This is a genomic window from Rhizorhabdus histidinilytica, from assembly GCF_900167915.1.
Classification (GTDB): Bacteria; Pseudomonadota; Alphaproteobacteria; order Sphingomonadales; family Sphingomonadaceae; genus Rhizorhabdus; species Rhizorhabdus histidinilytica.
Genome location: NZ_FUYM01000002.1, coordinates 143,133 through 167,986 on the forward strand (window position 1 = coordinate 143,133; position 24,854 = coordinate 167,986).

At 69.3% G+C, this 24,854-nt stretch carries 23 protein-coding genes; 15 read left to right on the top strand and 8 right to left on the bottom strand.

Going from position 1 to position 24,854, the window contains the following annotated elements:
- Window positions 1-4: 4 nt before the first annotated feature.
- Window positions 5-799 carry an alpha/beta fold hydrolase gene (locus B5X82_RS04470; protein ID WP_176152463.1) on the bottom strand — a complete coding sequence of 265 codons (795 nt, stop codon included), beginning with the start codon at window positions 797-799 and terminating at the stop codon, window positions 5-7.
- A 106-nt stretch (window positions 800-905) separates the two neighbouring features.
- On the opposite strand from B5X82_RS04470, the gene B5X82_RS04475 reads away from it, so the two are divergent.
- The 3 genes from B5X82_RS04475 (at window position 906) to B5X82_RS04485 (ending at window position 3,282) form a co-directional block, all read left to right on the top strand.
- On the top strand, window positions 906-1,814 hold the full coding sequence (locus B5X82_RS04475) for a LysR family transcriptional regulator (protein WP_079646916.1): 909 nt from the start codon (window positions 906-908) through the stop codon (window positions 1,812-1,814).
- Between the two features lie 80 nt (window positions 1,815-1,894).
- On the top strand, window positions 1,895-2,416 hold the full coding sequence (locus tag B5X82_RS04480) for a VOC family protein (RefSeq protein WP_079647323.1): 522 nt from the start codon (window positions 1,895-1,897) through the stop codon (window positions 2,414-2,416).
- A gap of 80 nt (window positions 2,417-2,496) precedes the next feature.
- A complete protein-coding gene (locus tag B5X82_RS04485; RefSeq protein ID WP_079646917.1) occupies window positions 2,497-3,282 on the top strand; it encodes an IclR family transcriptional regulator in 786 nt (261 codons plus the stop codon).
- Window positions 3,283-3,292: 10 nt separating this feature from the next.
- Here B5X82_RS04485 and B5X82_RS04490 read toward each other — a convergent pair whose 3' ends face one another.
- The 4 genes from B5X82_RS04490 to B5X82_RS04505 all read right to left on the bottom strand — a co-directional run bounded on the left by B5X82_RS04490 (window position 3,293) and on the right by B5X82_RS04505 (window position 9,122).
- Window positions 3,293-4,993: an ATP-binding protein gene (locus B5X82_RS04490; protein WP_079646918.1), complete on the bottom strand. Its 1,701-nt coding sequence runs from the start codon at window positions 4,991-4,993 to the stop codon at window positions 3,293-3,295.
- Entirely contained in the window at window positions 4,993-5,508 is a 516-nt protein-coding gene (locus B5X82_RS04495; RefSeq protein ID WP_176152464.1) for a YfiR family protein, read from the bottom strand. Before B5X82_RS04495 ends, B5X82_RS04490 begins: the two co-directional genes overlap by 1 nt.
- A gap of 14 nt (window positions 5,509-5,522) precedes the next feature.
- A complete protein-coding gene (locus B5X82_RS04500) occupies window positions 5,523-7,322 on the bottom strand; it encodes a TonB-dependent receptor plug domain-containing protein (protein ID WP_235862594.1) in 1,800 nt (599 codons plus the stop codon).
- Window positions 7,323-7,613: 291 nt separating this feature from the next.
- A complete protein-coding gene (locus tag B5X82_RS04505; protein ID WP_079646920.1) occupies window positions 7,614-9,122 on the bottom strand; it encodes an aldehyde dehydrogenase family protein in 1,509 nt (502 codons plus the stop codon).
- 106 nt (window positions 9,123-9,228) lie between these two features.
- On the opposite strand from B5X82_RS04505, the gene B5X82_RS04510 reads away from it, so the two are divergent.
- Genes B5X82_RS04510 through B5X82_RS04520 form a run of 3 tightly spaced genes read left to right on the top strand, consistent with a single transcriptional unit; the run spans window position 9,229 to window position 13,109 of the window.
- Window positions 9,229-10,833, top strand: a complete 1,605-nt coding sequence (locus tag B5X82_RS04510; RefSeq protein WP_079646921.1) for a GMC family oxidoreductase — start codon at window positions 9,229-9,231, stop codon at window positions 10,831-10,833.
- A 9-nt stretch (window positions 10,834-10,842) separates the two neighbouring features.
- Window positions 10,843-12,027 carry an acyl-CoA dehydrogenase family protein gene (locus tag B5X82_RS04515; RefSeq protein ID WP_079646922.1) on the top strand — a complete coding sequence of 395 codons (1,185 nt, stop codon included), beginning with the start codon at window positions 10,843-10,845 and terminating at the stop codon, window positions 12,025-12,027.
- On the top strand, window positions 12,024-13,109 hold the full coding sequence (locus B5X82_RS04520) for an acyl-CoA dehydrogenase family protein (RefSeq protein WP_079646923.1): 1,086 nt from the start codon (window positions 12,024-12,026) through the stop codon (window positions 13,107-13,109). Before B5X82_RS04515 ends, B5X82_RS04520 begins: the two co-directional genes overlap by 4 nt.
- Window positions 13,110-13,111: 2 nt before the next feature.
- Here B5X82_RS04520 and B5X82_RS04525 read toward each other — a convergent pair whose 3' ends face one another.
- The 3 genes from B5X82_RS04525 to B5X82_RS04535 form a co-directional block, all read right to left on the bottom strand.
- Entirely contained in the window at window positions 13,112-13,918 is an 807-nt protein-coding gene (locus tag B5X82_RS04525) for an IclR family transcriptional regulator (protein ID WP_079646924.1), read from the bottom strand.
- 262 nt (window positions 13,919-14,180) lie between these two features.
- Window positions 14,181-15,338 carry a helix-turn-helix transcriptional regulator gene (locus tag B5X82_RS04530; protein ID WP_235862595.1) on the bottom strand — a complete coding sequence of 386 codons (1,158 nt, stop codon included), beginning with the start codon at window positions 15,336-15,338 and terminating at the stop codon, window positions 14,181-14,183.
- Window positions 15,339-15,412: 74 nt separating this feature from the next.
- The gene (locus tag B5X82_RS04535) at window positions 15,413-16,177 is read right to left on the bottom strand and encodes an SDR family oxidoreductase (protein WP_190282607.1); all 765 of its coding nucleotides are present in this window, start codon (window positions 16,175-16,177) and stop codon (window positions 15,413-15,415) included.
- Between the two features lie 381 nt (window positions 16,178-16,558).
- Between B5X82_RS04535 and B5X82_RS04540 the strand changes: the two genes are divergently transcribed.
- From B5X82_RS04540 to B5X82_RS04580, 9 genes are read left to right on the top strand one after another with little or no spacing between them, the layout of a single operon-like run.
- Window positions 16,559-16,993: a Zn-ribbon domain-containing OB-fold protein gene (locus B5X82_RS04540; RefSeq protein WP_223811033.1), complete on the top strand. Its 435-nt coding sequence runs from the start codon at window positions 16,559-16,561 to the stop codon at window positions 16,991-16,993.
- Window positions 16,990-18,171 (top strand): lipid-transfer protein, encoded by a 1,182-nt coding sequence (locus tag B5X82_RS04545; RefSeq protein ID WP_079646928.1) that lies wholly within the window; start codon window positions 16,990-16,992, stop codon window positions 18,169-18,171. Before B5X82_RS04540 ends, B5X82_RS04545 begins: the two co-directional genes overlap by 4 nt.
- A gap of 1 nt (window position 18,172) precedes the next feature.
- Complete coding sequence (locus B5X82_RS04550) at window positions 18,173-19,237, top strand: NAD(P)H-dependent flavin oxidoreductase (RefSeq protein WP_079646929.1); 1,065 nt, start codon at window positions 18,173-18,175, stop codon at window positions 19,235-19,237.
- A gap of 10 nt (window positions 19,238-19,247) precedes the next feature.
- Window positions 19,248-19,997, top strand: a complete 750-nt coding sequence (locus B5X82_RS04555) for an enoyl-CoA hydratase family protein (RefSeq protein WP_079646930.1) — start codon at window positions 19,248-19,250, stop codon at window positions 19,995-19,997.
- Window positions 19,997-21,148, top strand: coding sequence for an acyl-CoA dehydrogenase family protein (locus B5X82_RS04560; RefSeq protein ID WP_079646931.1), 1,152 nt, complete (start codon window positions 19,997-19,999; stop codon window positions 21,146-21,148). Before B5X82_RS04555 ends, B5X82_RS04560 begins: the two co-directional genes overlap by 1 nt.
- Before the next feature lie 4 nt (window positions 21,149-21,152).
- Window positions 21,153-22,166, top strand: coding sequence for an acyl-CoA dehydrogenase family protein (locus B5X82_RS04565; protein ID WP_079646932.1), 1,014 nt, complete (start codon window positions 21,153-21,155; stop codon window positions 22,164-22,166).
- Between the two features lie 10 nt (window positions 22,167-22,176).
- Window positions 22,177-23,325, top strand: coding sequence for an acetyl-CoA C-acetyltransferase (locus B5X82_RS04570; RefSeq protein WP_079646934.1), 1,149 nt, complete (start codon window positions 22,177-22,179; stop codon window positions 23,323-23,325).
- 1 nt (window position 23,326) lies between these two features.
- Window positions 23,327-23,941 (top strand): gamma carbonic anhydrase family protein, encoded by a 615-nt coding sequence (locus tag B5X82_RS04575; RefSeq protein ID WP_079646936.1) that lies wholly within the window; start codon window positions 23,327-23,329, stop codon window positions 23,939-23,941.
- A 2-nt stretch (window positions 23,942-23,943) separates the two neighbouring features.
- Window positions 23,944-24,849, top strand: coding sequence for an SDR family oxidoreductase (locus tag B5X82_RS04580; RefSeq protein ID WP_079646937.1), 906 nt, complete (start codon window positions 23,944-23,946; stop codon window positions 24,847-24,849).
- The last annotated feature ends 5 nt before the right edge of the window (window positions 24,850-24,854 follow it).

Consider the following 24,854-nt stretch of genomic DNA (forward strand, 5'->3'; position numbering starts at 1 on the left):
AGCTTCAGCGGCCGGCGAAGGCGGCGATATGGGCGGACAGCGCTTCGGGCCTGTCGGCGTGGAGCCGGTGGCCGGCGGCCTCGATGACGGCGACATCGGCCTTGGGCAGCGCCGCGGCATAGGCTTGCCGATAGGCGGGGCCGATGATCGCATCCTCCTCGCCCCAGGCGATCAGCGTCGGGCAGGTAACGCGGTGTAGCCGGTCGGCCAGCTTGGGATTGTGCATATAGGGCGTCCAGCCGTAGCGGCTCAGCGCCTCGTCGTTGCGCATCGTGCGGCGCAGCCGGTCCTCCGGCAGGCTCGACAGCGCCGGCTCCTGCCGGTTGAGCCGGATGTTGAGCTCCTGCCGCGACAGCATGAAGATGTCGGCGACGTGCTGCTCGCGCCGGTCGGCGGTGCGCAGACCGAAGGGGGAGGCGAGGATCAGCGTCGCGACCCGCTCGGGCGCCTTGGTCGCGATCTCGGCCGCGACCCAGCCGCCGAAGCTGCTGCCGACGATCACCGGCCGGTCGAGCCCCAGCACGTCCATCAGGTCGAGGTAGAAATAGCCGAGATCGTCGACCCGGTTGAGGTTCCGCGGCTGGTCCGACGTGCCGAAGCCGGGATGCGAGGGGGCGTGGACGGTGAAGGCGCCGGCCAACTCGCGCAGCAGCGGCGCCGATCCCTCGATCCCGTCGATCCCGTGCAGGAACAGCAGCGGCGGCCCGTCGCCGGCGGTGAACAGCTCGATCTTCGTGCCCAGCACGTCGAGCGTCGACAGCGTGCCGAAATCCAGTTCGTCGAGGGCGTCGGTCGCCATCGCATCATCCCCATGTCCATTGTCGAAGGCGATGGTGTTGCACGCCGACCGATAATTCCAATTCTTTGTCATTGAGGTTTCGATACCTGCTGGTTATCTATCGGTCATGGACCTCAGGCATCTCCGCTACTTCCGGGCGATCGGCCGCGAGGAGCATTTCGGTCGCGCCGCGCTTCAGCTGCGGGTCGCGCAGCCCGCGCTCACCCGCCAGATCAAGGACCTGGAGGCGGAGCTCGGCGTCGAGCTGTTCGAACGGCTGCCGCGCGGTGTGCGGCTGTCCGCGGCGGGGCAGGTATTCCTCCGGGATGTCGAGGACATCCTTGCCCAGGTCGATCGTGCGGTCGATCGTGCGCGGCGGTTGGCAAGCGGCCATCTCGGCACGATCCGGGTCGGCCTCAGCGAGATCATCTCGGGCCATGGCTTCATTTCCTATGGCCTGCTCAAATTCCGCGAAGGTGAACCCGGCGTCGTGCTCGACCTCAAGTCGATGGGCTCGATGCAGCAGATCATGGCGCTGAAGGATGGCACCATCGATGCCGGCATCGTCTATGACGCGCATGTCGACGACCGGGACGGCCCGCTGATCGATCGTGCCCGGATCGGCGTCGGCCACACCATGCTGGCGGTGCATGAGGGGCACCGGCTGGCCGGCCGCGCTGCGGTGACGATGGACGAGCTGGCCGACGAGCCCGCACTGTGGCCGACCCGGCGGACCGCGCCCGGCTATTACGATCGGCTCATGGCCGCCTGCACCGCGGCCGGCGGGGCGCCGCGCATCGTTCAGGAATGCACGACAAACTCGATCCTGCTGAGCCTCGTCGCGGTGGGAATGGGGATCGGCTTCGTCACCGTCTCGCCGCCGCTCGCCTCCTTCCACAATATCCGGCTGGTGCCGATCACCGGCCTCGACCTGGGCTTCGACGTGCTCCTGGTCTGGCGGCGGAGCGACCGATCGGCGGCGCTGCACCGCTTCATCGAGATGATGGTCCCGGCCGCGGATCGCCCTCCTGCCTGAGCGCGTTCGTGCCGCGTCCTCCCTCGCGGGTGACAGGAAGGGCGTTCCGTCCTGCTATCCTTCGGTCAGAGGAGAGCATGATGACCGACGCACGACCGCTGAAGGGGCTGTACCACTTCGCCTATCCCTGCCGCGATGCCGAGGAAACGCGCCACTTCTACGAGGACATATTGGGCCTGCCGCTCGTCAACTGCATGTTGTCCGAACGGGTCCCGAGCACCGGCGAGGAACAGCCCTATGTCCATTTCTTCTTCGAACTGGGCGACGGTTCCTACATCGCCTTCTTCGACCTGGGCGGGGAGGAGATGCCCGCACCGTCGCCGAACACGCCGGACTGGGTGCAGCATTTCGCGATCGAGACCGAATCGGTCGCCGATGTCGAGGCGATGCGCCGGCGACTCGCCGAGCATGGCGTGAAGACGACGCCGCTGGTCGATCATGGCTTCGTCCGCTCCATCTATTTCTTCGATCCGAACGGCCTGCGGCTGGAGATCGCCGCGCGCACCGAGGCACCCGGCTTCCTCGCCGCGGCAGCGAGCGAGGCGCATGCGACGCTGGCGGTCTGGAACCGGCGCAAGCATGGCGAGCCGGCTACCGCCTGACCATCGATCGCCGCGCCGGGTGGACAGACGGGCGATGGCCCGGCAGGAATGAGGGATCGAGAGGGAGGGGCGTAATTCCGATGGCCGATGCGGAGCAGTCGCGCAGGCGGGTCCAGTCGATCGAGGTGGGGTTCCGGGTGCTGCGCGTGCTGCGCATGGCCGAAGGGCCGCTGCCGCTGCGCGAGGTCGCCGCGCGTGCGGCGATGCCACCCAGCAAGGTCCATCTCTACCTCGTCAGCTTCGTGCGCGAGAACATGGCCTACCAAGACCCGCGCACCGGCTTCTACGGGCTTGGCTCCTTCGCGATCCAGCTCGGCCTCGCGGCGGTGCGCCAGCTCGACATCGTCGGCGCGGCGGGCGACGTGCTGCTTGATCTGCGCGACCGTACCGACTGCGCGGTCTACCTGACGCTCTGGGGAGATCAGGGCCCCTGCGTCGTCGCCAAGGCGGACGGCAACCTGCAGGGCGCCTTCACGCTGCGCCTTGGTTATATCCTGCCGGCGGCGACCACTGCGACGGGGCAGGTCTTCGTCGCCCATCTGCCGCGCGAGGAGATCGAGCGCGTGCTGGCGGCGCAGCGCGAGACGAGCATGCCGCATATGGTCCGTGCGCGCGATCGCGCGGTCGACCTCGACCAGATCGCGGCCGAGGTGCGCGAGCGCGGCTACGGATCGACGGCGGGACGCCTCAATCAGAATTTCGCCGGCCTCGCCGCTCCGATCTTCGCCGCCGACGGCCGGCTGGGTGCGGTGCTGACGCTGCTCGGCCCGACCGACTATGTCTCCGGCGACCGTCAGGAGAGCTTCGCCGCGATGCTGATGGAGGCGGCGGCAGGCGTTACCGCCGGCATCCGCACCGGGCACTGAAGGCGCTGGCTCAGCGCTTCCCGGACGCGGCGTCGATCTCGGCCGCCAAGTCCTCGATGCGATAGGGCTTCAGGAGCAGCCGCACCCCCTCGGCGGCGGCCGAGGCGGCAGCGGCGCTGTATCCCGTCATCAGCACCACCGGCAGCCGCGGCCATCGCCGGGCAATCGCACGGACGAGATCGAGGCCGCTCATGGCGCCGGGCATGACCATGTCGGACAGGACAAGCTCCACCTCCGCCTCGCCTTCCAGGCATTCGAGCGCCTTGTCGGCGGAAGCGACATGGTGATGATCGAAGCCGAGCTCGTCGAGCATGCCGCCGACCATCGTCGCGACCGCCTCGTCGTCCTCGACCAGCAGCGCTCTCCGCCGCCCCTCGGTACGCCTGGCGGCCGTCGGCGCCGCGACGGCCGGAGGGCGCTTGGTGGTGCGCGGCAGCAGGACGCACATCACCGTCCCCTGTCCGGGCTGGCTGGTCACCTCGATTTCGCCGCCCGACGACTGCACGAAGCCGTAGACCTGGCTGAGGCCAAGGCCGGTGCCCTGGCCAACGCCCTTGGTCGTGAAGAAGGGCTCGAAGATCTTCGCGATCTTGTCCTCGGCGATGCCGACCCCGGTGTCGGCGATCGCGAGCAGGACGCGGTCGCCGCCTTCGGCCCGCCTCTCATTGCGCGCGGTGATGGTGATGGTGCCGCCCTCGGGCATCGCGTCGCGCGCGTTCAGCGCCATGTTGAGCACCGCCACCTCGAGTTGGGATGCATCGACCTCGACCGGCCACAGGTCGGGGGCGAGGTCGAAACGGATCGCGACATTCTCGCGCAGCGACCGGTCGAGCAGCGTGTCCATGCCGTGCAGCCGATCGGCCAGGTCGATCACCTCCGGGTTGAGCGGGGAGCGGCGGGCGAAGGTTAGCAGCTGCTGGGTGAGCTTGGCGCCACGGTCGACCGCCTGGCGGATGCCGGTCTTGAGCCGCTCGCGCTTGGCCGGGTCGCTGGTGCGTTCGAGCAGCTCAAGCCCGCTCGACGCGACCATCAGCAGATTGTTGAAATCGTGGGCGACGCCGCCGGTGAGCTGGCCCATCGCCTCCATCTTCTGGGCCTGCCGCAGCGCGGCCTCGGCCTTTTGCCGGCTGTCGATCTCGTTCTTGAGCTGTGCGTGCGAATGGCTGAGCGAGGCATAGGCGGCGCCCAGCAACGCGACCAGCAGCGAGGCGAGGATGACGATCAGGGCGATGCCGAGGTAGCGCAGCGCCCGGCGCAGCCCGCTCTCGATCGAGAAGCGCAGATAGACCGATCCGATCCGGGTGTCGTTCTGGGCGACGGGTGCCGTCACGATCAGGTCAGGCCCCTGAAGCGTGGGGGCGGTCAGCCGGCCGACCGTCGGCAGCACGGTGCCGGGCTGGGCGAAGCCGGCGACCAGATGGCCCTGCGGATCATAGGCCGCGGCGGCCTGGATCGTCGCGTCGTTGCGGAAGGCGTTCAGATATTCGCGGGTGGCGCCGTCGTCGTTGAAGGCCAGCGGCGCGGCCAGGCTGCTGGCGAGGATCTGCGCCTGGACGCTGGCTTGGCGGAGCCTCTCGGCCTTTCCATAGCGGTCGTTCTGGATCGCCAGGGCGAGCGCGGCGGCCATCAGCGCGAGCGCGATGAGCAACGCGACGATCGGGCTCGCGGTCAGGCGGCGCGCAAGGCGCATCAGGGATTCGGGCATAGCCATCACGGGTTCACCGTCACTGCCAGCTCGAGCAATTTCGAGCTGATCGTCAGATGCGCAGCGCGGGCGGCGCCGTTGTCGATCTCGAACCGGATCCGGCCGCCCTGCCGGACGAACCTGATCATCCCGCCGTCGACCCCGGCGGACTTGTCGCTGATCGTCAGCATCGATTTGCCGGCACCCTCGACCAGCGCACCGTCGGTCCCGGCGCCGATGACGAGGATCTGGCAGTCTCCCGCCGAGGCGGCGTCGGCGACGCGTCGGACCTGGACCGGCCGTCCACGGACTCTTTGCCCGCGCGCGAGGTCATCGATTACCGGCCCGAACGAATCGCGCCCCGACAGGCAGATCAGGAACGGGCTGCCGGGTCCCGCGAACGCCGCCGCCGGCCATTCGACGAACGGCGCGAATTTGGTGACGTAGCTGGCCTTGATCGCCTGTTCGAGCGGCGCCGCCGGTCCTGCGCCGGCATAGACGGCGACCATCGCTCCGACGATCGACCGGAAGCATCGCCGCATGGGCGCCGGGACGTTCAAAGATGCCATTTCAGGGCCACGAACAGGCTGCGGGGCACGGCATTGGCCTGCGTCGCCGGCAATTCGTAATGGCGCTTGTGCAGCAGATTGAAGCCGGACAGCGACAGTTCGGCTTGCTCGTTGAGCATGTAGCCGATCCGCGCGCCCAGCTCGACATAGCCGGAGACCCGCGGGTTCGGCAGCGCGCTCACATAGCGCAGGTCGGCATCGAGGTTGATTCGTGTGCCGATGTCCATCGACGACCGAAGGGTGACCCGATGCTTGGGATCGTTGCCGACCTGCGTCACGCCCAGCAGCCGGTCTGCGCCGGGCTTGAAACGGAACCGCTGGATCAGCAGGCTATAGCCCGGCTTGAGCCGCCACCAGTCGGTCAGGCGAAGATCGGCCCAGCTGTCGAAACCATAGCTGTGGCCCTTTATGCCGTTGCCCCATCGCAGCGGGAAGATGCCGACGGGCGCGAACTCGACGGTCCGCAGATCGTCATAGACATTATAGAAGCCCGAGATCGAGAAGGAGGCCGCGGCGGTGATCAGGCGGCCCCCGGCCTCGAAGGCCGACAGCTTCTCCGACCGGAAGGTCGAGGGGCCGATGAGCAGGGTCTGCCCGTCGACCTTCTCCACCACGTCGCGGTCGAACGGCGTTGGCGATCGGATCGCGCGGGAGGCCGAGCCCCAGAGCAGCAGATTCTCATCGGCCCTCCACGACAGCCGCGCGTTGGGCAGCAGTGCGGGGCCCGAATAGGGATCCTGCTCCAGCTTCAGCCCCGCGATGAAGGTGAGCCGCGGGCTCAGCTTCACGCTGTCCTGCGCGAAGATGTTGGCGAGCAGCAGCGTGCGCCGTCCGGGATCGAACTGGATGCTCGGCGTGCCGTCGATGTCGTAGCGGCTCACCCGGGCGCCGCCGCCCCAAACGACATGATGCGCCGAGCCGGCGGCGATGCTGTGCTGGATGTCGAGATCGAACGTGTCGACCGAGAAGCGGCCGCCTCCCGCGCGGGTTTCCCGGCCGCTATGATCGTAATAGGCTTGGACCTGCAACGAGGAGGTCGCGCCGTCGCGGTTCCACCGCGCGAGGATATCGCGGCCGGTGATGTCCTCTCGGGGCGCGCCCAGCTGGGCCCGCGACCCGCCATAGGCGTCGCCCTGCACCATCACCCGATCGACGTCGGTGGGGGTCCAGTCGACCTGGAAGCCGCCCTGGACCCGCCAGCTGTCGTCATCCGCCGTGCTGCTGGTGTCGCGGTTGCGGTGCGCCTTGGCATAGAGCCGGTAGTTGATCCTGTCGCCGATCCGACCGCCATAACGGAGGCCCGCGTCGCGGGTGCGATTGCCGGCGACGGCGGTGGCATAGAAGCCCTGGGTCGCGCCCGCCGGGCGGGTGATGATGTTGATGACGCCGTTGACAGCATTGGCGCCCCACAATGTGGCGCCTGGGCCGCTGATCACCTCGATGCGATCGATATCTTCGGGCAGCAGATCCTGCATGTCCCAATAGACGCCCGAATAGAGCGGCGTGTAGACGCTGCGCCCATCGATCAGCACCAGCAGCTTGTTCGAGAAATTCTGCGCGTCGGCATTGCCGCTCAATCCGCGCGCGGTGACGACCAGCCCTCCGTTTCCGCCGCGCATGACCTGGAGATTGGGCGCCAGGCGCAGCATGCCGGGCAGGGTGATGTTGCCCGAACGGACGATGTCGTCATGTGTGATCACATAGATCGCGCCAGGCGCGCCGCCCAGCGCCTCGGCCGACTTGGTAACCGACGATACGTCGAAATTGGCTAGGTCCCTGATCGACATGTCGCGCAGTTCTTCGACACTTTGCGCATGGGCACCCACTTGCGGCCACAGCATTGCCGTCGCCCATGCGCTCGCGATCAATGCGGCCTGTCTGCTCGTCGCCGTCATATCCCCCCTTGGCCGGCACGAGCCGACCTGCGCGCTACGCACTGCCCGGGATTTGGTTCCGGTTGCGTCCCCATTTTGATGCGTGCGTCCAGCGAATATATCGGGCCGCCTGTGGCGGGAAGCGCTTTCAGGGGGAGTGGCGGCGGGGACGGATTCCGGTCGACTCCGCGATGACGCCGTGCGTCAAAGCGCCATCGCGATCGCCTTGGTCTCGGTATAGGCCTCGATTCCCTCGCGGCCGTTTTCGCGCCCCCAGCCCGATTGCTTGAAACCGCCGAAGGGCAGGGCGGGATCGAGCCCACCGCCGTTCACCCGCACCGTCCCGGCCTTGAGCTTGCGGGCGAGCCGGTGCGCGGCCGAAAGGTCGTTGGTCCACAGCACCGCGCCCAGACCATAGTCGCTCGCGTTCGCCTCGGCCGCGATGCGATCGAGTGAAGCGTCATCGAAGCGCATCGCGCACAGCACGGGCCCGAAGATCTCCTCGCGCCGCACCGCCATGTGCGCCTCGGTGTCGGTCAGCACGGTCGGGGAGACGAACCAGCCGTCGCCGTCGATCGGCTTGCCGCCGCTGCGCAGGGTCGCGCCCTCGTCGATTCCCTGGCGGACATAGCCCTGCACCCGGTCCCGCTGCGCGGCCGAGATCACCGGCCCCATCGTGGTGTCGGAAGCGAGGCCCGATCCGATCCGGATCGTCTCCGCGATCCTTGCCACGCCATCGATCACTTCGTCGAAATGGCGCTGATGGACGAACAGGCGCGAGCCGGCGTTGCAGACCTGGCCGGCATTGGTGAAGATCGATCGTGCCGCGCCTTCGATCGCGCGGGACACGTCGGCATCGGGCAGGACGATGACGGGAGTCTTGCCGCCCAGCTCCAGCGTCACCCGCTTGAAGTTGCCGGCGGCGGCGCGGAGGATCAGCCGGCCGACCTCGGTCGACCCGGTGAAGGTCACCTTGTCGACGCCGGGATGTGCGGTCAGCGCCGCGCCCGCCGACTCGCCGAAGCCGGTCAGCAGGTTGAACACGCCGGGCGGAAAGCCGATGCCGGCGATGAGATGCGCAAGGCGCAGCGCGGTGAGCGGAGTCTCCTCGGCCGGCTTAAGGATCACCGCGCAGCCGGCGGCGAGCGCGGGCGCGATCTTGGCGACCGCCATGGCGAGCGGCGCGTTCCACGGCACGATCTGCGCGACAACGCCTACCGGTTCGCGGACCGTATAGGCATGCCAGGTGCCGGGGCCGGACAGCGAGATGGATTCGCCGTTGAGCTTAGTCGCCCAGCCGGCGTTGTAGCGCAACGTCTCGATCGCGTGCGGCAGGTCGAAGAAGCGCGCGTCCTTGACCGGCTTGCCGTTGTCGAGCGTCTCCAGTGCGGCGAATTCGTCGGCATTCTCCTCCAGCGCATCGGCGAGACGGTTGAGCAGCCGCGCGCGCATCGCCGGCTTCATCTCGGTCCAGGCCGGATCCTCCATCGCCGCGCGCGCGGCGGCGACGGCGCGGTCGACATCCGGCTCGAGCGCCTTGGCGACATCGGCCAGATGCGCACCGGTGGCGGGGTCTTGCGTGGCGAAGGTCTGCCCGTCGAGCGCATCGACCCAAGCGCCGCCGATGAACAGACGGTGCCGGCTCGACGCGAAGGCGCGCGCCTTGTCGAGCGAAGGCACCTCAGCCGCCTGGACCGTGGCCGAACCCGTCATCGCATATCTCCCGTCATCGTCATTTCGTTCGTCCATAGCCGATGACATTAGTTGTTGTCGAATGTAATTTGTCATGACACAAGGCGCCGCGAGGATGCACCAGGACATGACCGAGGCCTTCGACCATATCATCATCGGCGCCGGATCGGCGGGCTGTGTGCTCGCCAATCGGCTGAGCGAGGATGCGGGCTCGCGGGTCCTGCTGATCGAGGCTGGCGGCGAGGACCGGAGCTGGCTGTTCCGCATGCCGCTCGGCTTCATGATGACTGCGGCCAACCCCGCCTATGACTGGGGCTATGCCAGCGAGCCTGATCCCAAGCTTGGCGGCCGATCGCTGCCGCTGCCGCGCGGACGGGTGCTGGGCGGCTGTTCCTCGGTCAACGGCATGATCTACATGCGCGGCCATGCCAGCGACTATGACGGCTGGCGGCAGATGGGGTGCCGCGGCTGGGGACATGACGACGTGCTGCCCTATTTCCGGCGGATGGAATCGAGCTGGCGTGGTGCCGGGCCCTATCATGGCAGCGACGGTCCGCTGGCGGTATCGAGGGTTGAAGGCGGACATCTGCTGGCGGACCGGGTGCGTGCGTCGGTCCGCGCCGCCGGCTTTGCGGAGAGCGACGACCTGAGCGGCGAGCGGCAGGAGGGCTTCTCGGCCTGCGAGGTCACGGTCGACCGGCGTGGACGGCGGGCCAGCACAGCGCGCGCCTATCTTCGCCCCGCGCTCGTGCGGCCCAATCTCACGCTGTGGACGCGGACCCAGGCGATCCGCCTGCTGATCGAGCGCGGTCGCGCTGTCGGCGTCGAGCTTCGTGGGCCGGACGGCCTGCGGCAGGTCCGCGCGCGCAGGGAGGTTATCCTGAGCGGCGGTGCCTATAATTCGCCGCAACTGCTGATGCTGTCCGGCATCGGCCCCGCCGAACATCTGCGCGAGCATTTCATAGAGCCGATCGTCGACGCGCCGGGGGTGGGCCGGAATCTCTCCGAGCATCCGCTCGTCTATATGAGCTTCGCCGCGCGCGAGCCGGCCACCTTCCTGTCGGCGCTGCGGATCGACCGGGCCGCGCGCTCGGTGCTGCGTTGGGCACTGACCGGCGGGGGCCCCTTCGCCAGCCAGATCACCAGCGGCGTGCTGATGTTGCGCACCCGGCCGGAACTCGAACGGCCCGACATCCAGCTCGTCTTCCTGCCGGTGCGGCTCGATGCCAAGCTGTGGCACCCGCTGTCGCGCAATCGGCAGGAGCATGTCCTGTCCGTGATGGTGATGCAGCTCCACCCCGAGAGCCGCGGAACCGTCCGCCTCGCCTCGGCCGACCCCTTCGCGAAACCGGTCGTCGACCTCGATCTGCTGTCGACCCCGGGCGACTTTGCCGACATCCGGGGCGGTATCGCGGCGGTCCGCCGCATCTTCGCGCAACCCCCGCTCGCCGACCTCGTCCGTGTCGAGCTGGCGCCGGGCGCGGACCGGCAGGACGACGCCGCGCTCGACGTCTTCATCCGCGACAATCTCAAGATCACCCAGCATCCCGCCGGCACCTGCCGGATGGGCGAGGACCGGGACGCTGTGGTCGATAGCGAGCTTAGGGTGCGCGGGATCGAAGGGCTGCGCGTGGTCGACGCCTCGATCATGCCGACCGTGCCCGGCGCCAACATCAACGCCGCGGTGATCATGGTGGCGGAGAAAGCCGCCGACATGATCCGCGACCGATAGGGACGGACGATGGAACTGGGCTTCACCGAGGACGAAAGACGCTTCCGCGCCGAGGTGCGCCGCACGCTGATCGAGCAGGTGCCCGAGCGCATCCGCCAGGCGGTGCGCGAAGAGAAGCCGCTGCCGCGTGCATGGATGGTCGAGGCGCAACGCATCCTCAATCGCAACGGCTATGCGGTGCCGCACTGGCCGATCGCCTGGGGCGGGCGCGACTGGTCGGCGGTGAAGCGCGCGATCCTCGCCGAGGAGATCGACCGCGCCGGCGTGCCCAAGCCGCTCCCCTTCAACGTCGCGCTGATCGGCCCGGTCATCGCCGCCTTCGGATCGGAAGCGCAGAAGCGCCGATTCCTCCCTCCTATCGCCAATCTCGACCTCTGGTTCTGCCAGGGCTTCTCCGAGCCGGGCGCCGGTTCCGATCTCGCCTCGCTACGGATGGCGGCGGTGCGCGAGGGCGATCATTACCGGGTCAGCGGACAGAAGATCTGGACCACCTATGCGCATAAGGCCGACTGGATCTTCTGCCTTGTCCGCACCGGCCAGGGCGGGCGCAAGCATGAGGGTATCTCCTTCCTGCTGATCGACCTGCGGACGCCGGGGATCGAGATCCGCCCGATCCGCACGATCGACGGCTATCACCATCTCAACGAGGTTTTCTTCGACGATGTCCGCGTGCCCGTCGAGAATCTGGTCGGGGAGGAAGGCAAGGGCTGGGACTATGCCCGCTATCTGCTGGGCCAGGAGCGGACATCGATGGGCAATGTCGGCTTCTCGCGCCGCCGGCTCGACCGGGTGCGCGAGCTGGCGGGGCCGCTGCTTGACGATCCCGGCTACCGCCGCCGCCTGACCTGGGCCGAGATCGAACTCAAGGCGCTCGAGATCACCCAGATGCGGGTCGTCGCCAACGAGCGCCCACCTTCGGCCGGGCCCGACCCCAAGACCTCGATCCTCAAGGTGAAGGGCGGCGAGCTGTTGCAGACGGCGGCCGGGCTGCTGCTCGATGCGCTCGGCCCCGAGGCTTTGACCGCCGGCTTTCCGCAGGCGGCGGCGGAGGAGCCCTTCCAGGGACATGACGCGCGTTCGGCGCTGGTCTCCGCCTATTTCAGCTCGCGCAAATATTCGATCTTCGGAGGCGCCAACGAGATCCAGCGCAACATCCTGGCGAAGGCCGTGCTCGGACTGGGGAAGGCGGCATGAACTTCGAGCCCGACGAGGAGCAGCGGCTGCTCGCCGCCAGCGTGGCGCGGCTGTTCGAGGACCATGGCGCACAACCGTCCGCCGATCCGGTGCGGCAATGGCGGGACTATCGCGACATGGGCCTGCTGGGCCTGCCTTTCGCCGAGGCGAACGGCGGCCACGGCGGACGCTTCGAGGACGTCATGCTGGTGATGGAGGCCTATGGCCGCGCGCTCGGGCAGGTGCCCTATCCGGCGGTCGCGTTGCTCGCCGGGCGGCTGCTCGAAGCGGCGGGCGGACCGACGGCGCAAGCCCTGCTCGCCGAGATGATCGCCGGCACGAAACGCGTTGCGTTGGCGCTTTACGAGCCGGGACGCCGCTATCGCTGGGACGATCCCGCGACGGCGGCCGAGTGCGACGGCGAGGGCTGGACGCTGACGGGCGCCAAGATCGCCGTGCTCGGCGCCGATCGGGAAACGGTGCTGCTCTGTCCCGCGACGACGGCCGAGGGGCTGCGCCTGTTGGCGGTGCCGGCGGGGACGGCGGGCGTCGCGATGGAGATGCTCCCGACCCCCGACGGCCGCCAGGCGGCGAACGTCCGCTGCGACGACGCGCGCATCCCTGCCGCTGCCGAGATCGGCGACCCCGCCCGCAACCCGGCGCTGATCGCCGCCGCGGTCGACGGCGCGATCGCCGCGGCCTGCGCGGAGATGGTCGGCGCGATGGAGAGGCTGCTCGGCCTGACCGTCGACTATCTCGGCGTCCGGCGCCAGTTCGGCGTCGCGATCGGCTCCTTCCAGGCGCTCCAGCATCGCGCCGCCGACATGCTGATGGCGATCGAGCAGGCGCGTTCGATGACGATCCACGCGGTGGCGATGCTCGACGCTCCGGCGGCCGAGCGCACCGTGGCGGTCGCGGCGGCGAAGGCGCTGGTCAACCGCTCCTCGCGCTTCGTCGGCCAGCAGGCGATCCAGCTCCACGGCGGCATGGGCCTGACCGCCGAATATCCCGCCGGCCGCTATTTCCAGCGGCTGACGGTGCTGGAGAATCTGTTCGGCGACACCGGCCACCATCTCGACATCGTCGAGCGCGCGGGGGTCTGACGCTAGTTGCAGTAGCGGGCGATCGTCTGGCGCAGGCCCATGGCGAGGCGGCGCGTACGGGCCTCGTCGCGCAGGTTCAGGTCATGACCGATCAGGCCGATCGCGACCGGCACGTTGCTGCCCGACGGCAGCGGGCAGGCGATCGATTCGACCGCCACCGTGTCGTTGCGCCGGCACAGCGCATAGCCTTGCGCGCGGATGCGGCCGACCCGTTCGATCAGCTTGCCCATCGTCGGCGCGCCGCGCGCGGCGATACCGATCTTCTGGCTGCGTCCCGCGACGTCCATCACATCGACATTGGACTGGCTGGCCAGCAATATGCCGGCGAAATTGGTCGCGGGCCGCCAGCCATCGTCGCCATAATGGACCAGCGTGCGGCGATAATCGATCGTCTCGCCGTCGAAATGCCACGAGCCCTCGACCGCGCCCACCGTCTCCAGCCAGCAGTCGTTCTGGACGGTCATGCAGACGGTGGCGCCGGTCTCGTCGCGCAGCTCGCGCAGCAGCGCCGCCGTCCGCCCGTCGCCGAAATAGGAGCGCTCGATCGCCCGCGCGGTGCCGACGATCTTGTAGGAGGGCTGGTAGGTCTTCGACAGCCGGTTGAAGGTCAGGTAGCCGCGCGCCGCGAAGGTCCGCAATATGTCGTCGATGCTGCTGTTGGGCAGGCCCAGCGCGGCGCTCACCTCGCTGGTCCGCACCGGTCCCTGCACCGATGCGAAATATTCGAGGACGTCGATCGTCCTGTCGCACGACTTCACCGTCCCGCGTTCGGACGGATTCTTGCCGCGGCCCGGAACCACCTTGGCCATGCGCCTCTCCCGCCGTCGTCGCCGGCTGCGCGGCGCTTCCTGCTGCGGCGAAGGGTCCGCGCGGGGGCGCTTCCGCACAATCCCCATTTGGGGAGGAATGTGGTCGACGTCTCCCCTCCCTTTCAAGGGAGGGGATCAAGGGGTGGGTGCGAGCGAAGCGAGCTTTCTTGGCCGTCGTGTAGAACTGCGCCGAGGGGCATCGAGCCCCTCGGCTCCGTACCCCACCCCTACGCCCCTCCCCTGAAGGGGAGGGGAAACTTTGTTACCCCAGCACCGCCACGCTGCGCAGGATCAGCCGGACGAGGTCGGCCTGCCGTCCGACCCCGACCTTGCCGAGCACCGCCTTGCAATAGGTGCGGACGGTGCTTTCCTTGAGGTCGAGCCGGTCGGCCGCCTGCGCCAGGCTGTAGCCCATGGCGAGCAGCGTCGCGAGCTGCGCTTCCGCCGGGGTCAGATCGAAGATCTTGGTGACGAGCCGCTCGATCGGGCGCTCGCTGGTGTCGCCGGCGAAGTGGAGGATGACGGCCGGGCTCGCGTCGCTGACATAGGGCGTTGGCGAATCGATCCCGCGCACCAGCAGGCCGAGATGCTCGTCCTCGACCGACCGGATCTTCATCCCCTCGGCATAGCGACCCGCCTCGCCCGCGCGCCAGGCCTCGATCGCCTGCCCGACCAACGCCTGGAAGATGGCGTTCTCGCCGCGATCGGGAATCACCACCTTGCGGTCGGTGACGATCAGATCGCCACGCTCGGCCAGCCGCTGTGCCGCACCGTTCATCCGCACGATCCGTCCGGTGCCCGACAGGATGATCGTGGAGATGGTCAGCCGGTCTAGCGTGTCGGCCAGCGCGTGCAGCTCCGATCCGTCGCGCTGGATGCGCGAATAGAGGGTCAGCGCCTGTTCGAGATGCGGACGCAGCCGCGCCAGCATCAGCTTGTCGCGCTCGTCGAAGTCGCCGCGGCTCTCGTCGTTGACCAGGCCGACATTGCATTCCCAGCCGCCGGGCTCGGAGATGTACATGCCCAGCGCATATTCGACGCCATAGGGCTTGAGCACGCGACGGTAGAACTCGTTCTCGTGCAGCGTGCCGCGCGGCATGATCTCGTCGAGCGTGTGGATGTCGCCGGGCTTGGTCAGCGCGTTGCGCAGCGGATCGAGATGGCCGAGCCGGGCATGGGCGAGACGCGCCTCGTCGGCGTCGCCCGTGGCGAGCGCGGGGCGGTGCCCCCAGACCAGCAGCGGCGGCCGGCCGCGACCGCTCAGGCGCAGCACCATGCCCGCGCTGAGGCAGCCCATCCGCTCCTCCAGCCGGCCCAGGAACTCCTGCCAGGGCGTGGTCTCCAGCGGACCCCGGTAGATGAGCCCGATCAGTTCATCGGGCTCGGCTATGCTGTGCTCGGTCGCCATCTCGTCCTTCAAGCCGGCGCCATCATGCGCATGGGCGGCAGGCTTGGCAATCACGGGTTGGGCGCGGCGGTGCGCGCTCGACGGCGTCAGGGCGCGGAGGCGAGGTCGAGGAAGACGGGGCGCTCGCCGCCGCCATGGATGGCGATCCGCGCGCCGCTCAGATAGGCGGCCGCGGGCGAGGCGAGGAAGATCACGGTCGCAGCGACGTCGGAACCCTTCGCCATCCGCTTCATCGGCAGCGAGGCGTTGATCCGGGCGATCCCTTCGGGTCCGCCATAATGGTCGGCATCGCCCGCGCCGGTGTCGAGCAGGCCGACGATGAGCGCGTTGACGCGGATCGTCGGCCCCCATTCCATCGCCAGCGAGTCGGTGAGGTTGAGCAGGCCCGCCTTGGCCGCGGCATAGGCGGCGGTGCCCGGCGACGGGCGGGTGCCCGAAATGCTGGCGATATTGACGATCGCGCCGCCCTCGGGCTGTCGCGCCATCACCGGATGGCAGGCGCGCGCCATGTGAAGCGGGCCGAGCAGGTTCAGCGCGATGATCGCCTCGCTGAACCGGGGCGACGCCTCGGCAGCGGGGACCGGCGGCGAGCCGCCGGCATTGTTGACGAGCAGGTCGATCCGCCCGGTACGGGCGACGATCCGGTCGACCATCGCCGCGATCTCGTCGGGCTTGCGGACGTCGCACGGTTCGAAGAAGGCGGTGCGGCCGCCGGCCTCGGGCAGCGTCTCGGGCTCGTTGCGGCCGCAGATGGCGACCGTCCATCCCTCCGCCAGCAACGCTTCGCTGATCGCGCGGCCCAGTCCCTTGCCGCCCCCCGTGACCAATGCCGTCCTGCCTTCGTCCGCCACGCCTTCGCTCTCCCTTTCCGGCGCACAGTAGGCGCGGGGCGCGGGATCGGAACCCCCCAAATGGGGAGCGGGCGTCATCCCTGTATCTCTCCACGTCATGCTGAACTCGTTTCAGCATCCACCGGGAGGCTGGGCTCTTGTTTTCCGGTTTCTGCGGCGATGTGGCGTACCGTCTCCTGTCCAGCCCGAGCGACCGGGTGGATCCTGAAACAAGTTCAGGATGACGATCTGCGGAGAGGAGCGTCCGAACCTCCGCCGGCATGACGGGCAGGGCGAAAGAGTCGGCTCCCCCCTCCAAATGGTGATGGGCGGGGGTGGCGGCCCTGCATAGGCTTTGTCCCATCGAGGATGCTGGGAGAAGGCGTTTTGGACAAGCAGGGCATGGCTCCCGTCGTGGACGGCCTGTTCGCGATGGGGGATGACGGGCTGGCGCTGCTCGGCTCGCGCTGCACGGCGTGCGGCACCTATTATTTCCCGAAGCTGGAGACCTTCTGTCGGAACCCCGATTGCGCGAGCGAAGGCTTCGAATCGGTCCGCCTGTCGCGCACCGGCAAGCTCTGGTCCTTCACGGATGCCTGCTACACGCCGCCCGCGCCCTATGTCGCGGCGGACCCCTTCGTCCCCTATGCGATCGCGGCGGTCGAGTTGGAGCGCGAGCAGATGATCGTGCTCGGCCAGGTCGTCGACGGCGTCGGCGTCAAGGACCTGCGCGCCGGCATGGAGATGGAACTGGTGCCCGGCACCCTGCTCGACAGCGGCGAGGCGGGGGAGAAAGCGACCTGGAAATGGCGTCCGGTGGCGGGAGGCGCCCGATGAGCGGTGAAATCGCGATCCTCGGCGTCGGCATGCACCCCTGGGGCAAATGGGGCCGCAACTTCGTCGAATATGGCGTCGCCGCCGCGCGCGAGGCGCTGGCCGATGCAGGCGTGCCGTGGCGCGATGTCGGTTTCGTGTCGGGCGGCGCGACGATGCGCTGCGGCTATCCGGGCTATGTCGCGGGCGCGACCTTCGCCCAGGCACTCGGCTGGCAGGGGGCGGAGGTGAACACCAGCTACGCCGCCTGCGCATCGGGCTCGCAGGCGCTGGCCGCCGCGCGCGCCAAGATCCTGTCGGGCCAGGCCGACGTCGCGCTGGTCGTCGGCGCCGACACCACGCCCAAGGGGTTCCTCGCCCCGGCCAAGGGCGAGCGGCCCGACGATCCCGACTGGCTGCGCTTCCGCATCGGCATCACCAACCCGACCTATTTCGCGCTCTACGCGCGGCGCCGGATGGAAGCCTATGGCGACACGCCCGAGGATTTCGCCCGGGTGAAGGTGAAGAATGCCGAGCATGGCTTCACCAATCCGCGCGCCCGCTATCGCAAGAAGTTCACGATGGAGGACGTCGCCGCCTCGGCGATGGTCGCCGATCCGCTGCGCCTGATGGACGTCTGCGCGACGTCGGACGGCGGCGCGGCGCTGATCGTCTCCAGCCTCGACTATGCGAAGCGGATCGGCAAGGGCGACGCGCCGCGCATCGCCGCGATCTCGACGGTCACGCCGACCTTCGCCTCGGCGATCATCGAGATGCCCGACCTCGCCACCGACAGCGCGGTCGCGGTGCCGGCGAAGAGCTTCCGCGCCGCGCTGCCGGCCAAGGCCTATGAGGAGGCCGGAATCGGTCCCGAGGACATCGACGTGGCCGAGGTCTACGACCTGTCGACCGCGCTCGAGCTCGACTGGATCGAGGACCTGCGGCTGTGCGGCCGCGGCGAGGCGGCCGGGCTGCTGCGCGACGGCGCGACGCGGATCGGCGGGCGCATCCCGGTCAATCCGTCGGGCGGCCTCGCCTGCTTCGGCGAGGCGGTCCCCGCCCAGGCGCTGGCGCAGGTCTGCGAGCTTGCCTGGCAGCTCCGCGGCCAGAGCGGCGACCGGCAGGTCGAGGGCGCGAAGGTGGGCATCACCGCCAACCAGGGCCTGTTCGGCCACGGCTCCTCGGTGATCGTGAAGCGCTGAGATGGGCGATCCCCTCCAGACCGCGCTGACCGGGAAGCTCGGCTGCCGCCTGCCCGTCGTCCAGACGGCGATGGGCTGGGTGGCCGAGCCGCCGCTGGTCGCGGCCTCGTGCGAGGCGGGGGCGTTCGGCTTCCTCGGCGCGGCGGTGATGACCCCTGACGAGGCTGCGGCGAAGATCGCCGAGGTGCGGCGGCGCACGACACGGCCGTTCGGCGTCAACTTCCACATGTTCCAGCCGGGCGCGGCGGCGATCGTCGAGACGATCATCGCCCATGCCGACCAGGTTCGCGCGGTCAGCTTCGGGCGCGGGCCCGACGCGAAGATGATCGCCCGTTTCCGCGACGCCGGTATCGTCTGCATGCCGACCGTCGGCGCGGTGAAGCATGCCCAGAAGATGGTCCAGCTCGGCTGCGACATGATCACGGTGCAGGGCGGCGAGGGCGGCGGCCATACCGGATCGGTCGCAACGACGGTGCTGCTGCCGCAGGTGCTCGACGCCGTGCAGGTGCCGGTGGTCGCGGCGGGCGGCTTCGGCGACGGGCGCGGCCTGGCGGCGGCGCTCGCCTATGGCGCGGCCGGGATCGCGATGGGCACCCGCTTCCTGCTGACCCGCGAGAGCCCGGTGCCCGACGCCGCCAAGGCGATCTACCTGAAGGCCGGCACCGACGACATCGTCGTCAGCCGCAAGGTCGACGGCATGCCGCAGCGGATGGTGCGTACCCCGCTGCTCGACCGAATCGAGCGCTCGGGACGGATCGGCCTGTGGATGCGCGCGATCGAGGGCGGGCTGGCGATGAAGCGCCGCACCGGCGCCTCGATCGGCGAGCTGCTGTCCGCCGCGCGCGGCATGGCGTCGCACGGCGACGGCGGGCTGGTCGGGGCGATGATGGCCGCGACCGCGCCGACGCTGATCCAGAAGGCGGTGGTCGACGGCGACGTCGACCATGGGCTGCTCGCGACCGGCCTCGTCGCCGGCCGCATCGACGCGCTGCCGAGCTGCGCCGAATTGCTCGACCGGATCGAGGCCGAGGCGCGCGCGCGCCTTGCGGCGCTCGCCGGCGGCTGAGGAGAAGAGGATGCCGATCCGTACAGAAATCCGCGACCGCATCGGGGAGATCATCTTCGATCACCCGCCGGTCAATGCCTTCGACAGCGCGACCTGGAACGAGATTCCGGGGATCGTCCAGAATGTCGGCAGCGATCCGTCGGTCCATGTCGTGCTGATCCGCGCCGAGGGGCGCGGCTTCTGCGGCGGCGTCGACATCAAGGAGATGCAGGCGCATCCCGAGCGGATCGCGCTGCTCAACCGTGGCAACTACTTGACCTTCAAGGCGATCCGCGACTGCGAGGTGCCGGTCGTCACCGCGGTCCACAATTTCGTGATCGGCGGCGGCATCGGCGTGTGCGGCGCGTCCGACACGATCTTCGCCGCCGACAATGCCTATTTCTCGCTGCCCGAGATCGATCGCGGCGCGATGGGCGGTGCCAGCCACCTGTCGCGCATGCTGCCGCTCCACAAGGTGCGCGCGGCCTTCTTCACCGGCGGCCGCATCCCGGCGGCCGAGGCGCACCGGCTGGGCGGGGTGGAGGCGGTGGTGCCCGCCGACCGGCTGGTCGAGGAGGCGCGCGCCTTCTGCGCCGTGATCGCCGCCAAGAGCCGCAAGGCGCTGACCATCGCCAAGCAGGCGCTGAACGGCATCGAGCCGCGCGACGTCGACCGCGACTATCGCTTCGAACAGGGCTTCACCTTCGAGATGTACATGCACGAGGACAGCCAGACGTCGCGCGACGCCTTCGTCCAGACCGGCGAGGCGGCGAAATTCTGATGGAGCTCGCCTACACCCCCGAACAGCAGGCCTTCCGCGCCGAGGTGCGTGCCTGGATGGCGGCGAACGTCCCCGCCCGCCCGCTCGTCACCCTCGAACGCGAGGAGGGCTATCACCAGCACGTCGCCTGGGAGCGCCGGCTCGCCGAGGGCAATTGGGGCATGGTCACCTGGCCCGAAGCCTATGGCGGGCGCGGGCTCGACCTGATCCAGTGGCTGATCTTCGAAGAGGAATATTATCGCGCGCAGGCGCCGCTCCGGGTCAACCAGAACGGCATCTTCCTGCTCGGTCCGACGATCATGGAATATGGCACCGACGAGCAGAAGGCCCGCTTCCTGACGCCGATGGCGAAGGGCGAGGTGATCTGGGCGCAGGCCTGGTCGGAGCCCAATGCCGGGTCGGACATGGCCGCGATCAAGACCAGGGCGGTCCGCGACGGCGACCATTATGTGATCAGCGGGCAGAAGACCTGGTCCTCGCGCGCCAGCTTCGCCGACTGGGGCTTCGGCCTGTTCCGCACCGACCCGGAATCGAAGCGCCACAAGGGGCTGAGCTTTATCCTGTTCGACCTGAACACGCCCGGTATCACCCGCCGACCGATCCGCCAGTTCCACGGCGATCCCGGCTTCGCCGAGCTGTTCTTCGACGAGGTGCGCGTGCCGGTCGAGAACCGCATCGCGGCCGAGGGCGAGGGTTGGAACGTGGCTATGGCGACTGCGGGCTTCGAGCGCGGACTGATGCTGCGCAGCCCGGCGCGTTTCCAGGCGGCGGCGGCGCGGCTGGTCGCGCTGTTCCGCGAGCATCAGGACCGTGCCTCGCCTGCCGCGCGCGAGCAGGTGCTCGCCGCCTGGATGGGCGCGCAGGCCTATGCCTACAACACCTATGCCGTCGCCTCCAAGATCATGGCGGGCGGCCATATCGGTGCCGAAGCGAGCCTCAACAAGATCTTCTGGTCCGAACTCGACCGGGCGATGCACCGCACCGCGATGCAACTGCTCGGCGCCACCGCCGAGCTTCGCCAGCTCGCGGGCGACCGCGCCAACGACTGGCTCGAAGGCTATATCTTCTCGCTCGCCGGGCCGATCTATGCCGGGTCGAACGAGATCCAGCGCAACATCATCGCCGAGCGGCTGCTCGGCCTGCCGAGATAATCGCATGGATTTCCGCATAACCGAGGACCGCGCCGCGCTGGTCGACAGCGTTCGCGACTATCTGGCCGGCGTGCACGGCGTCGAACGGCTGCGCGCGCTGGACGCTGACGGCTCGGCGCGCTCCGACGAGCTGCGCCAGGGCCTGACCGAGATGGGCCTGCGCGGCCTGCTGGTGCCGGAGGCGCAGGGCGGGCTCGGCCTGTCGCTGGTCGACGCGGCGCTGATCGCGGTCGAGCTGGGCCGGGCGGCGGTGGCCGAGCCGCTGGTCGACGGCGCCTTCGTCGCGGTCCCGCTGCTGATCGCGGCGGGCGGGCAGGAGGCGCTGCTCGGCGCGATCGCCACCGGCGACGCGCAGGTTGCGCTCCAGCATCCGGTCAACGGCTGGGTCGCCGACTTCGACGGCGCGACGCATCTGATCGCCGACCGCGACGGGCGCCTGCTGCTCGATGCCGCCTCGGCACGGGGCGTGGCCCTCGACAGCGTTGACCCGCTGCGCCGCCTCAACGCGCCGGTCGCGGCGAAGGGTGACGACATCGGCGCGTCCGACGCGCTGCTCGACCATGCCGCGCTGTTCGCCGCCGCGCAGGGCGTCGGCCTCGCCGAGGCGATGCTCGCCCAGGCGACCGACTATGCCAAGGTGCGGACCCAGTTCGGCCAGCCGATCGGGTCCTTCCAGGCGGTCAAGCACCACCTCGCCAGCGCGGCGGTGGCGATCGAGTTCGCGCGGCCGCTGCTGCTGCGCGCCGCGCTCGCGCTTGAACAGGGGCTGGCGAGCGCGCCGGTCCATGTCAGCCATGCCAAGCTCGCCGCCGCCGACCTCGCCTGGTCGGTCGGCGAGGCCGCGATCCAGGTCCATGGCGCGATGGGCTACACCTATGAGGTCGATCTCCACTTCTGGATGAAGCGCGCCTGGGCGCTCGCCGGCGCCTGGGGCGATCGCGCCTTCCACCTTGCCCGCATCGACGCGGCCGTGATCGGCGGATCGCTGCCGATCGGTCCCGCGCACAGCTTTGCTTGAGGAAACCACCATGGCCGAAGCCTATATCATCGACGCCGTCCGCACCCCGGTGGGACGCAAGAAGGGCGGCCTCGCGGGCGTCCACTCCGCCGATCTCGGCGGCCATGTCATGGCCGAGCTGATGCGCCGCACCGGCATCGATCCGGGCGCGGTCGACGACGTCGTGTTCGGCTGCTGCGACACGATCGGCAGCCAGGCGGGCGACATCGCGCGGAGCTGCTGGGTGGTCGCGGGCCTGCCCGAGCATGTCCCCGGCGTGACGATCGACCGGCAGTGCGGATCGGCGCAGCAGGCGGTCCATTTCGCCGCGCAGGGGGTGATGAGCGGCACCCAGGACCTCGTCGTCGCGGGCGGCGTCCAGAACATGAACGCCATCCCGATCTCGGCGGCGATGTGGGCGGGGCAGAGCTACGGCTTCCCCGATCCCTTCTCGACCTCGCCCGGCTGGAAGGCGCGCTATGGCGACCAGGAGGTCAGCCAGTTCCGCTCGGCCGAGATGATCGCCGAGAAATGGTCGATCAGCCGCGAGGACATGGAGGGCTTCGCGCTCGCCAGCCACCAGCGCGCGATCGACGCGCGGGCGCAGGGCCGGTTCGACCGCGAGATCGTGGCGGTGGGCGACGTCGTCCATGACGAGACCCCGCGCGAGACATCGCTGGAGAAGATGGCGGCGCTCGCCCCGCTGATCGAGGGCGGGCGGCTGACCGCCGCGGTGTCGAGCCAGACGGCGGACGGGGCGGCGGCGCTGCTCGTGGCGTCGGAACGCGCGGTCAGGGACCATGGGCTGAAGCCGCGCGCGCGCATCCATCATCTGTCGGTGCGCGCCGACGATCCGGTGTGGATGCTGACCGCGCCGATCCCCGCCACCCGCCATGCGCTGGCGAAGGCGGGGATGCGGATCGAGGATATCGACCTGTTCGAATGCAACGAGGCGTTCGCCAGCGTCGTGCTCGCCTGGATGAAGGAGCTGGGCATCCCGCACGACCGGGTCAACGTCAACGGCGGCGCGATCGCGCTCGGCCATCCGCTCGGTGCGACCGGCGCCCGGATCATGACGACGATGCTGGCCGAGCTCGAACGGCGCGGCGGGCGCTATGCGCTCCAGACGATGTGCGAGGGCGGCGGCCAGGCGAACGTCACCATCCTCGAACGGCTCTGACATGACCTGCTACGCCTTCGAAGGGCTCCGGCCCGTCGTCGACCCGGCGAGCTTCGTTCACCCAGCGGCGCAGTTGATCGGCGACGTGATCATCGGCCCCGGCTGCTATGTCGCGGCGAACGCCACCCTGCGCGGCGATTTCGGGCGGGTCGTCGTCGAAGGCGACAGCAGCGTGCAGGAAGGCTGCGTCCTCCACACCTCGTCGGTCAGCGACTGCATCGTCGGCCGGGGATCGACCGTCGGCCACGGCGCGATCGTCCATGGCGCGCGGCTGGGGGAGAATGTCCTGGTCGGCATGCGGTCGCTCGTCCTCGACGAGGCGGAGATCGGCGACGAATCGCTGATCCGCGCCGGGGCGATCGTCATGTCCGACATGCGCGCGCCGCCGCGCAGCTATCTGGCGGGCGATCCCGCCATGATCCGCCGCACGCTGGGCGCCGGGGAGATCGGATGGCGCGCTGACGGGCAGGGCGAATATCAGCGCCTCGCCCGGCGCTGCCTCGACAGTTTCGAATCTTGCGAGCCGCTCGACGCCCCCGAGCCCGGCCGAGCCCGGCCGGCGCCGGGCGCGATCCCCGTGCGGCTGCGCGATCGCCATTCTCAGGGAGGACATTGACCATGGCCGGTATCTGCCAGGACCGCACCGTCATCATCACCGGCGCCGCGCGCGGCCTCGGCAAATCCTATGCGCTGGCCTTCGCCCGCGAGGGCGCGAACGTCGTCGTCAACGACATCGGCACCAGCCTGCACGGCGAGGGGCGCGACACCTCGGCCGCCGACGCGGTGGTCGAGGAGATCCGCGCCGCCGGCGGCAAGGCGGTCGCCAATTATGACGACATCACCGACTGGGACGCGGCGGGCCGGATCGTCCGCACCGCGATCGACAGCTTCGGCGGGCTCGACGTGGTGGTGAATAATGCCGGCATCGTTCGCGACCGCATGTTCGTCTCGGCGACGCTGGAGGAATGGGACGCGACGATGCACGTCCACCTGCGCGGCCATTTCTGCGTCAGCCGCCACGCGGTGGACTATTGGCGCGCGCAGCAGAAGGCGGGCAACCTCGTCGACGCGCGGATCATCAATACCACCAGCAACGCCGGCCTCCAGGGATCGATCGCGCAGGCGGCCTATTCGACCGCGAAGGGCGGCATCGCCGCGCTGACCCTGGTCCAGGCGGCCGAGCTGGGCCGCTACGGCATCACCGCCAACGCGCTCGCCCCCGCCGCGCGCACCCGGATGACCGAGGGCGCCTTCGCCGAGAAGATGGCGAAGGTCGAAAGCGGCTTCGATGCGCAGGACCCGGACAATATCGCGCCGACCGTGGTGTGGCTGGGTTCGGCTGAGGCGCGCGACGTCACCGGCTGCGTCTTCGAACTGGAAGGCGGACGCATCTCGATCGAGGACGGCTGGGACCTCGGCCCGACGATCGAGCAGCAGGCGCGCTGGAACCCGGCCGAGCTCGGCCCCGTCGTTGCGGGCCTGCTGGCGCAGCGCAAGGCCCCGCGCAAGGTGTGGGGAAGCTGATCGGC

Coding starts and splice junctions, on each gene's coding strand:
- B5X82_RS04470 (WP_176152463.1), bottom strand. CDS start 799: ATGGCGACCGACGCCCTCGACGAACTGGATTTCGGCACGCTGTCGACG.
- B5X82_RS04475 (WP_079646916.1), top strand. CDS start 906: ATGGACCTCAGGCATCTCCGCTACTTCCGGGCGATCGGCCGCGAGGAG.
- B5X82_RS04480 (WP_079647323.1), top strand. CDS start 1,895: ATGACCGACGCACGACCGCTGAAGGGGCTGTACCACTTCGCCTATCCC.
- B5X82_RS04485 (WP_079646917.1), top strand. CDS start 2,497: ATGGCCGATGCGGAGCAGTCGCGCAGGCGGGTCCAGTCGATCGAGGTG.
- B5X82_RS04490 (WP_079646918.1), bottom strand. CDS start 4,993: ATGGCTATGCCCGAATCCCTGATGCGCCTTGCGCGCCGCCTGACCGCG.
- B5X82_RS04495 (WP_176152464.1), bottom strand. CDS start 5,508: ATGCGGCGATGCTTCCGGTCGATCGTCGGAGCGATGGTCGCCGTCTAT.
- B5X82_RS04500 (WP_235862594.1), bottom strand. CDS start 7,322: ATGTCGATCAGGGACCTAGCCAATTTCGACGTATCGTCGGTTACCAAG.
- B5X82_RS04505 (WP_079646920.1), bottom strand. CDS start 9,122: ATGACGGGTTCGGCCACGGTCCAGGCGGCTGAGGTGCCTTCGCTCGAC.
- B5X82_RS04510 (WP_079646921.1), top strand. CDS start 9,229: ATGACCGAGGCCTTCGACCATATCATCATCGGCGCCGGATCGGCGGGC.
- B5X82_RS04515 (WP_079646922.1), top strand. CDS start 10,843: ATGGAACTGGGCTTCACCGAGGACGAAAGACGCTTCCGCGCCGAGGTG.
- B5X82_RS04520 (WP_079646923.1), top strand. CDS start 12,024: ATGAACTTCGAGCCCGACGAGGAGCAGCGGCTGCTCGCCGCCAGCGTG.
- B5X82_RS04525 (WP_079646924.1), bottom strand. CDS start 13,918: ATGGCCAAGGTGGTTCCGGGCCGCGGCAAGAATCCGTCCGAACGCGGG.
- B5X82_RS04540 (WP_223811033.1), top strand. CDS start 16,559: ATGGCTCCCGTCGTGGACGGCCTGTTCGCGATGGGGGATGACGGGCTG.
- B5X82_RS04545 (WP_079646928.1), top strand. CDS start 16,990: ATGAGCGGTGAAATCGCGATCCTCGGCGTCGGCATGCACCCCTGGGGC.
- B5X82_RS04550 (WP_079646929.1), top strand. CDS start 18,173: ATGGGCGATCCCCTCCAGACCGCGCTGACCGGGAAGCTCGGCTGCCGC.
- B5X82_RS04555 (WP_079646930.1), top strand. CDS start 19,248: ATGCCGATCCGTACAGAAATCCGCGACCGCATCGGGGAGATCATCTTC.
- B5X82_RS04560 (WP_079646931.1), top strand. CDS start 19,997: ATGGAGCTCGCCTACACCCCCGAACAGCAGGCCTTCCGCGCCGAGGTG.
- B5X82_RS04565 (WP_079646932.1), top strand. CDS start 21,153: ATGGATTTCCGCATAACCGAGGACCGCGCCGCGCTGGTCGACAGCGTT.
- B5X82_RS04570 (WP_079646934.1), top strand. CDS start 22,177: ATGGCCGAAGCCTATATCATCGACGCCGTCCGCACCCCGGTGGGACGC.
- B5X82_RS04575 (WP_079646936.1), top strand. CDS start 23,327: ATGACCTGCTACGCCTTCGAAGGGCTCCGGCCCGTCGTCGACCCGGCG.
- B5X82_RS04580 (WP_079646937.1), top strand. CDS start 23,944: ATGGCCGGTATCTGCCAGGACCGCACCGTCATCATCACCGGCGCCGCG.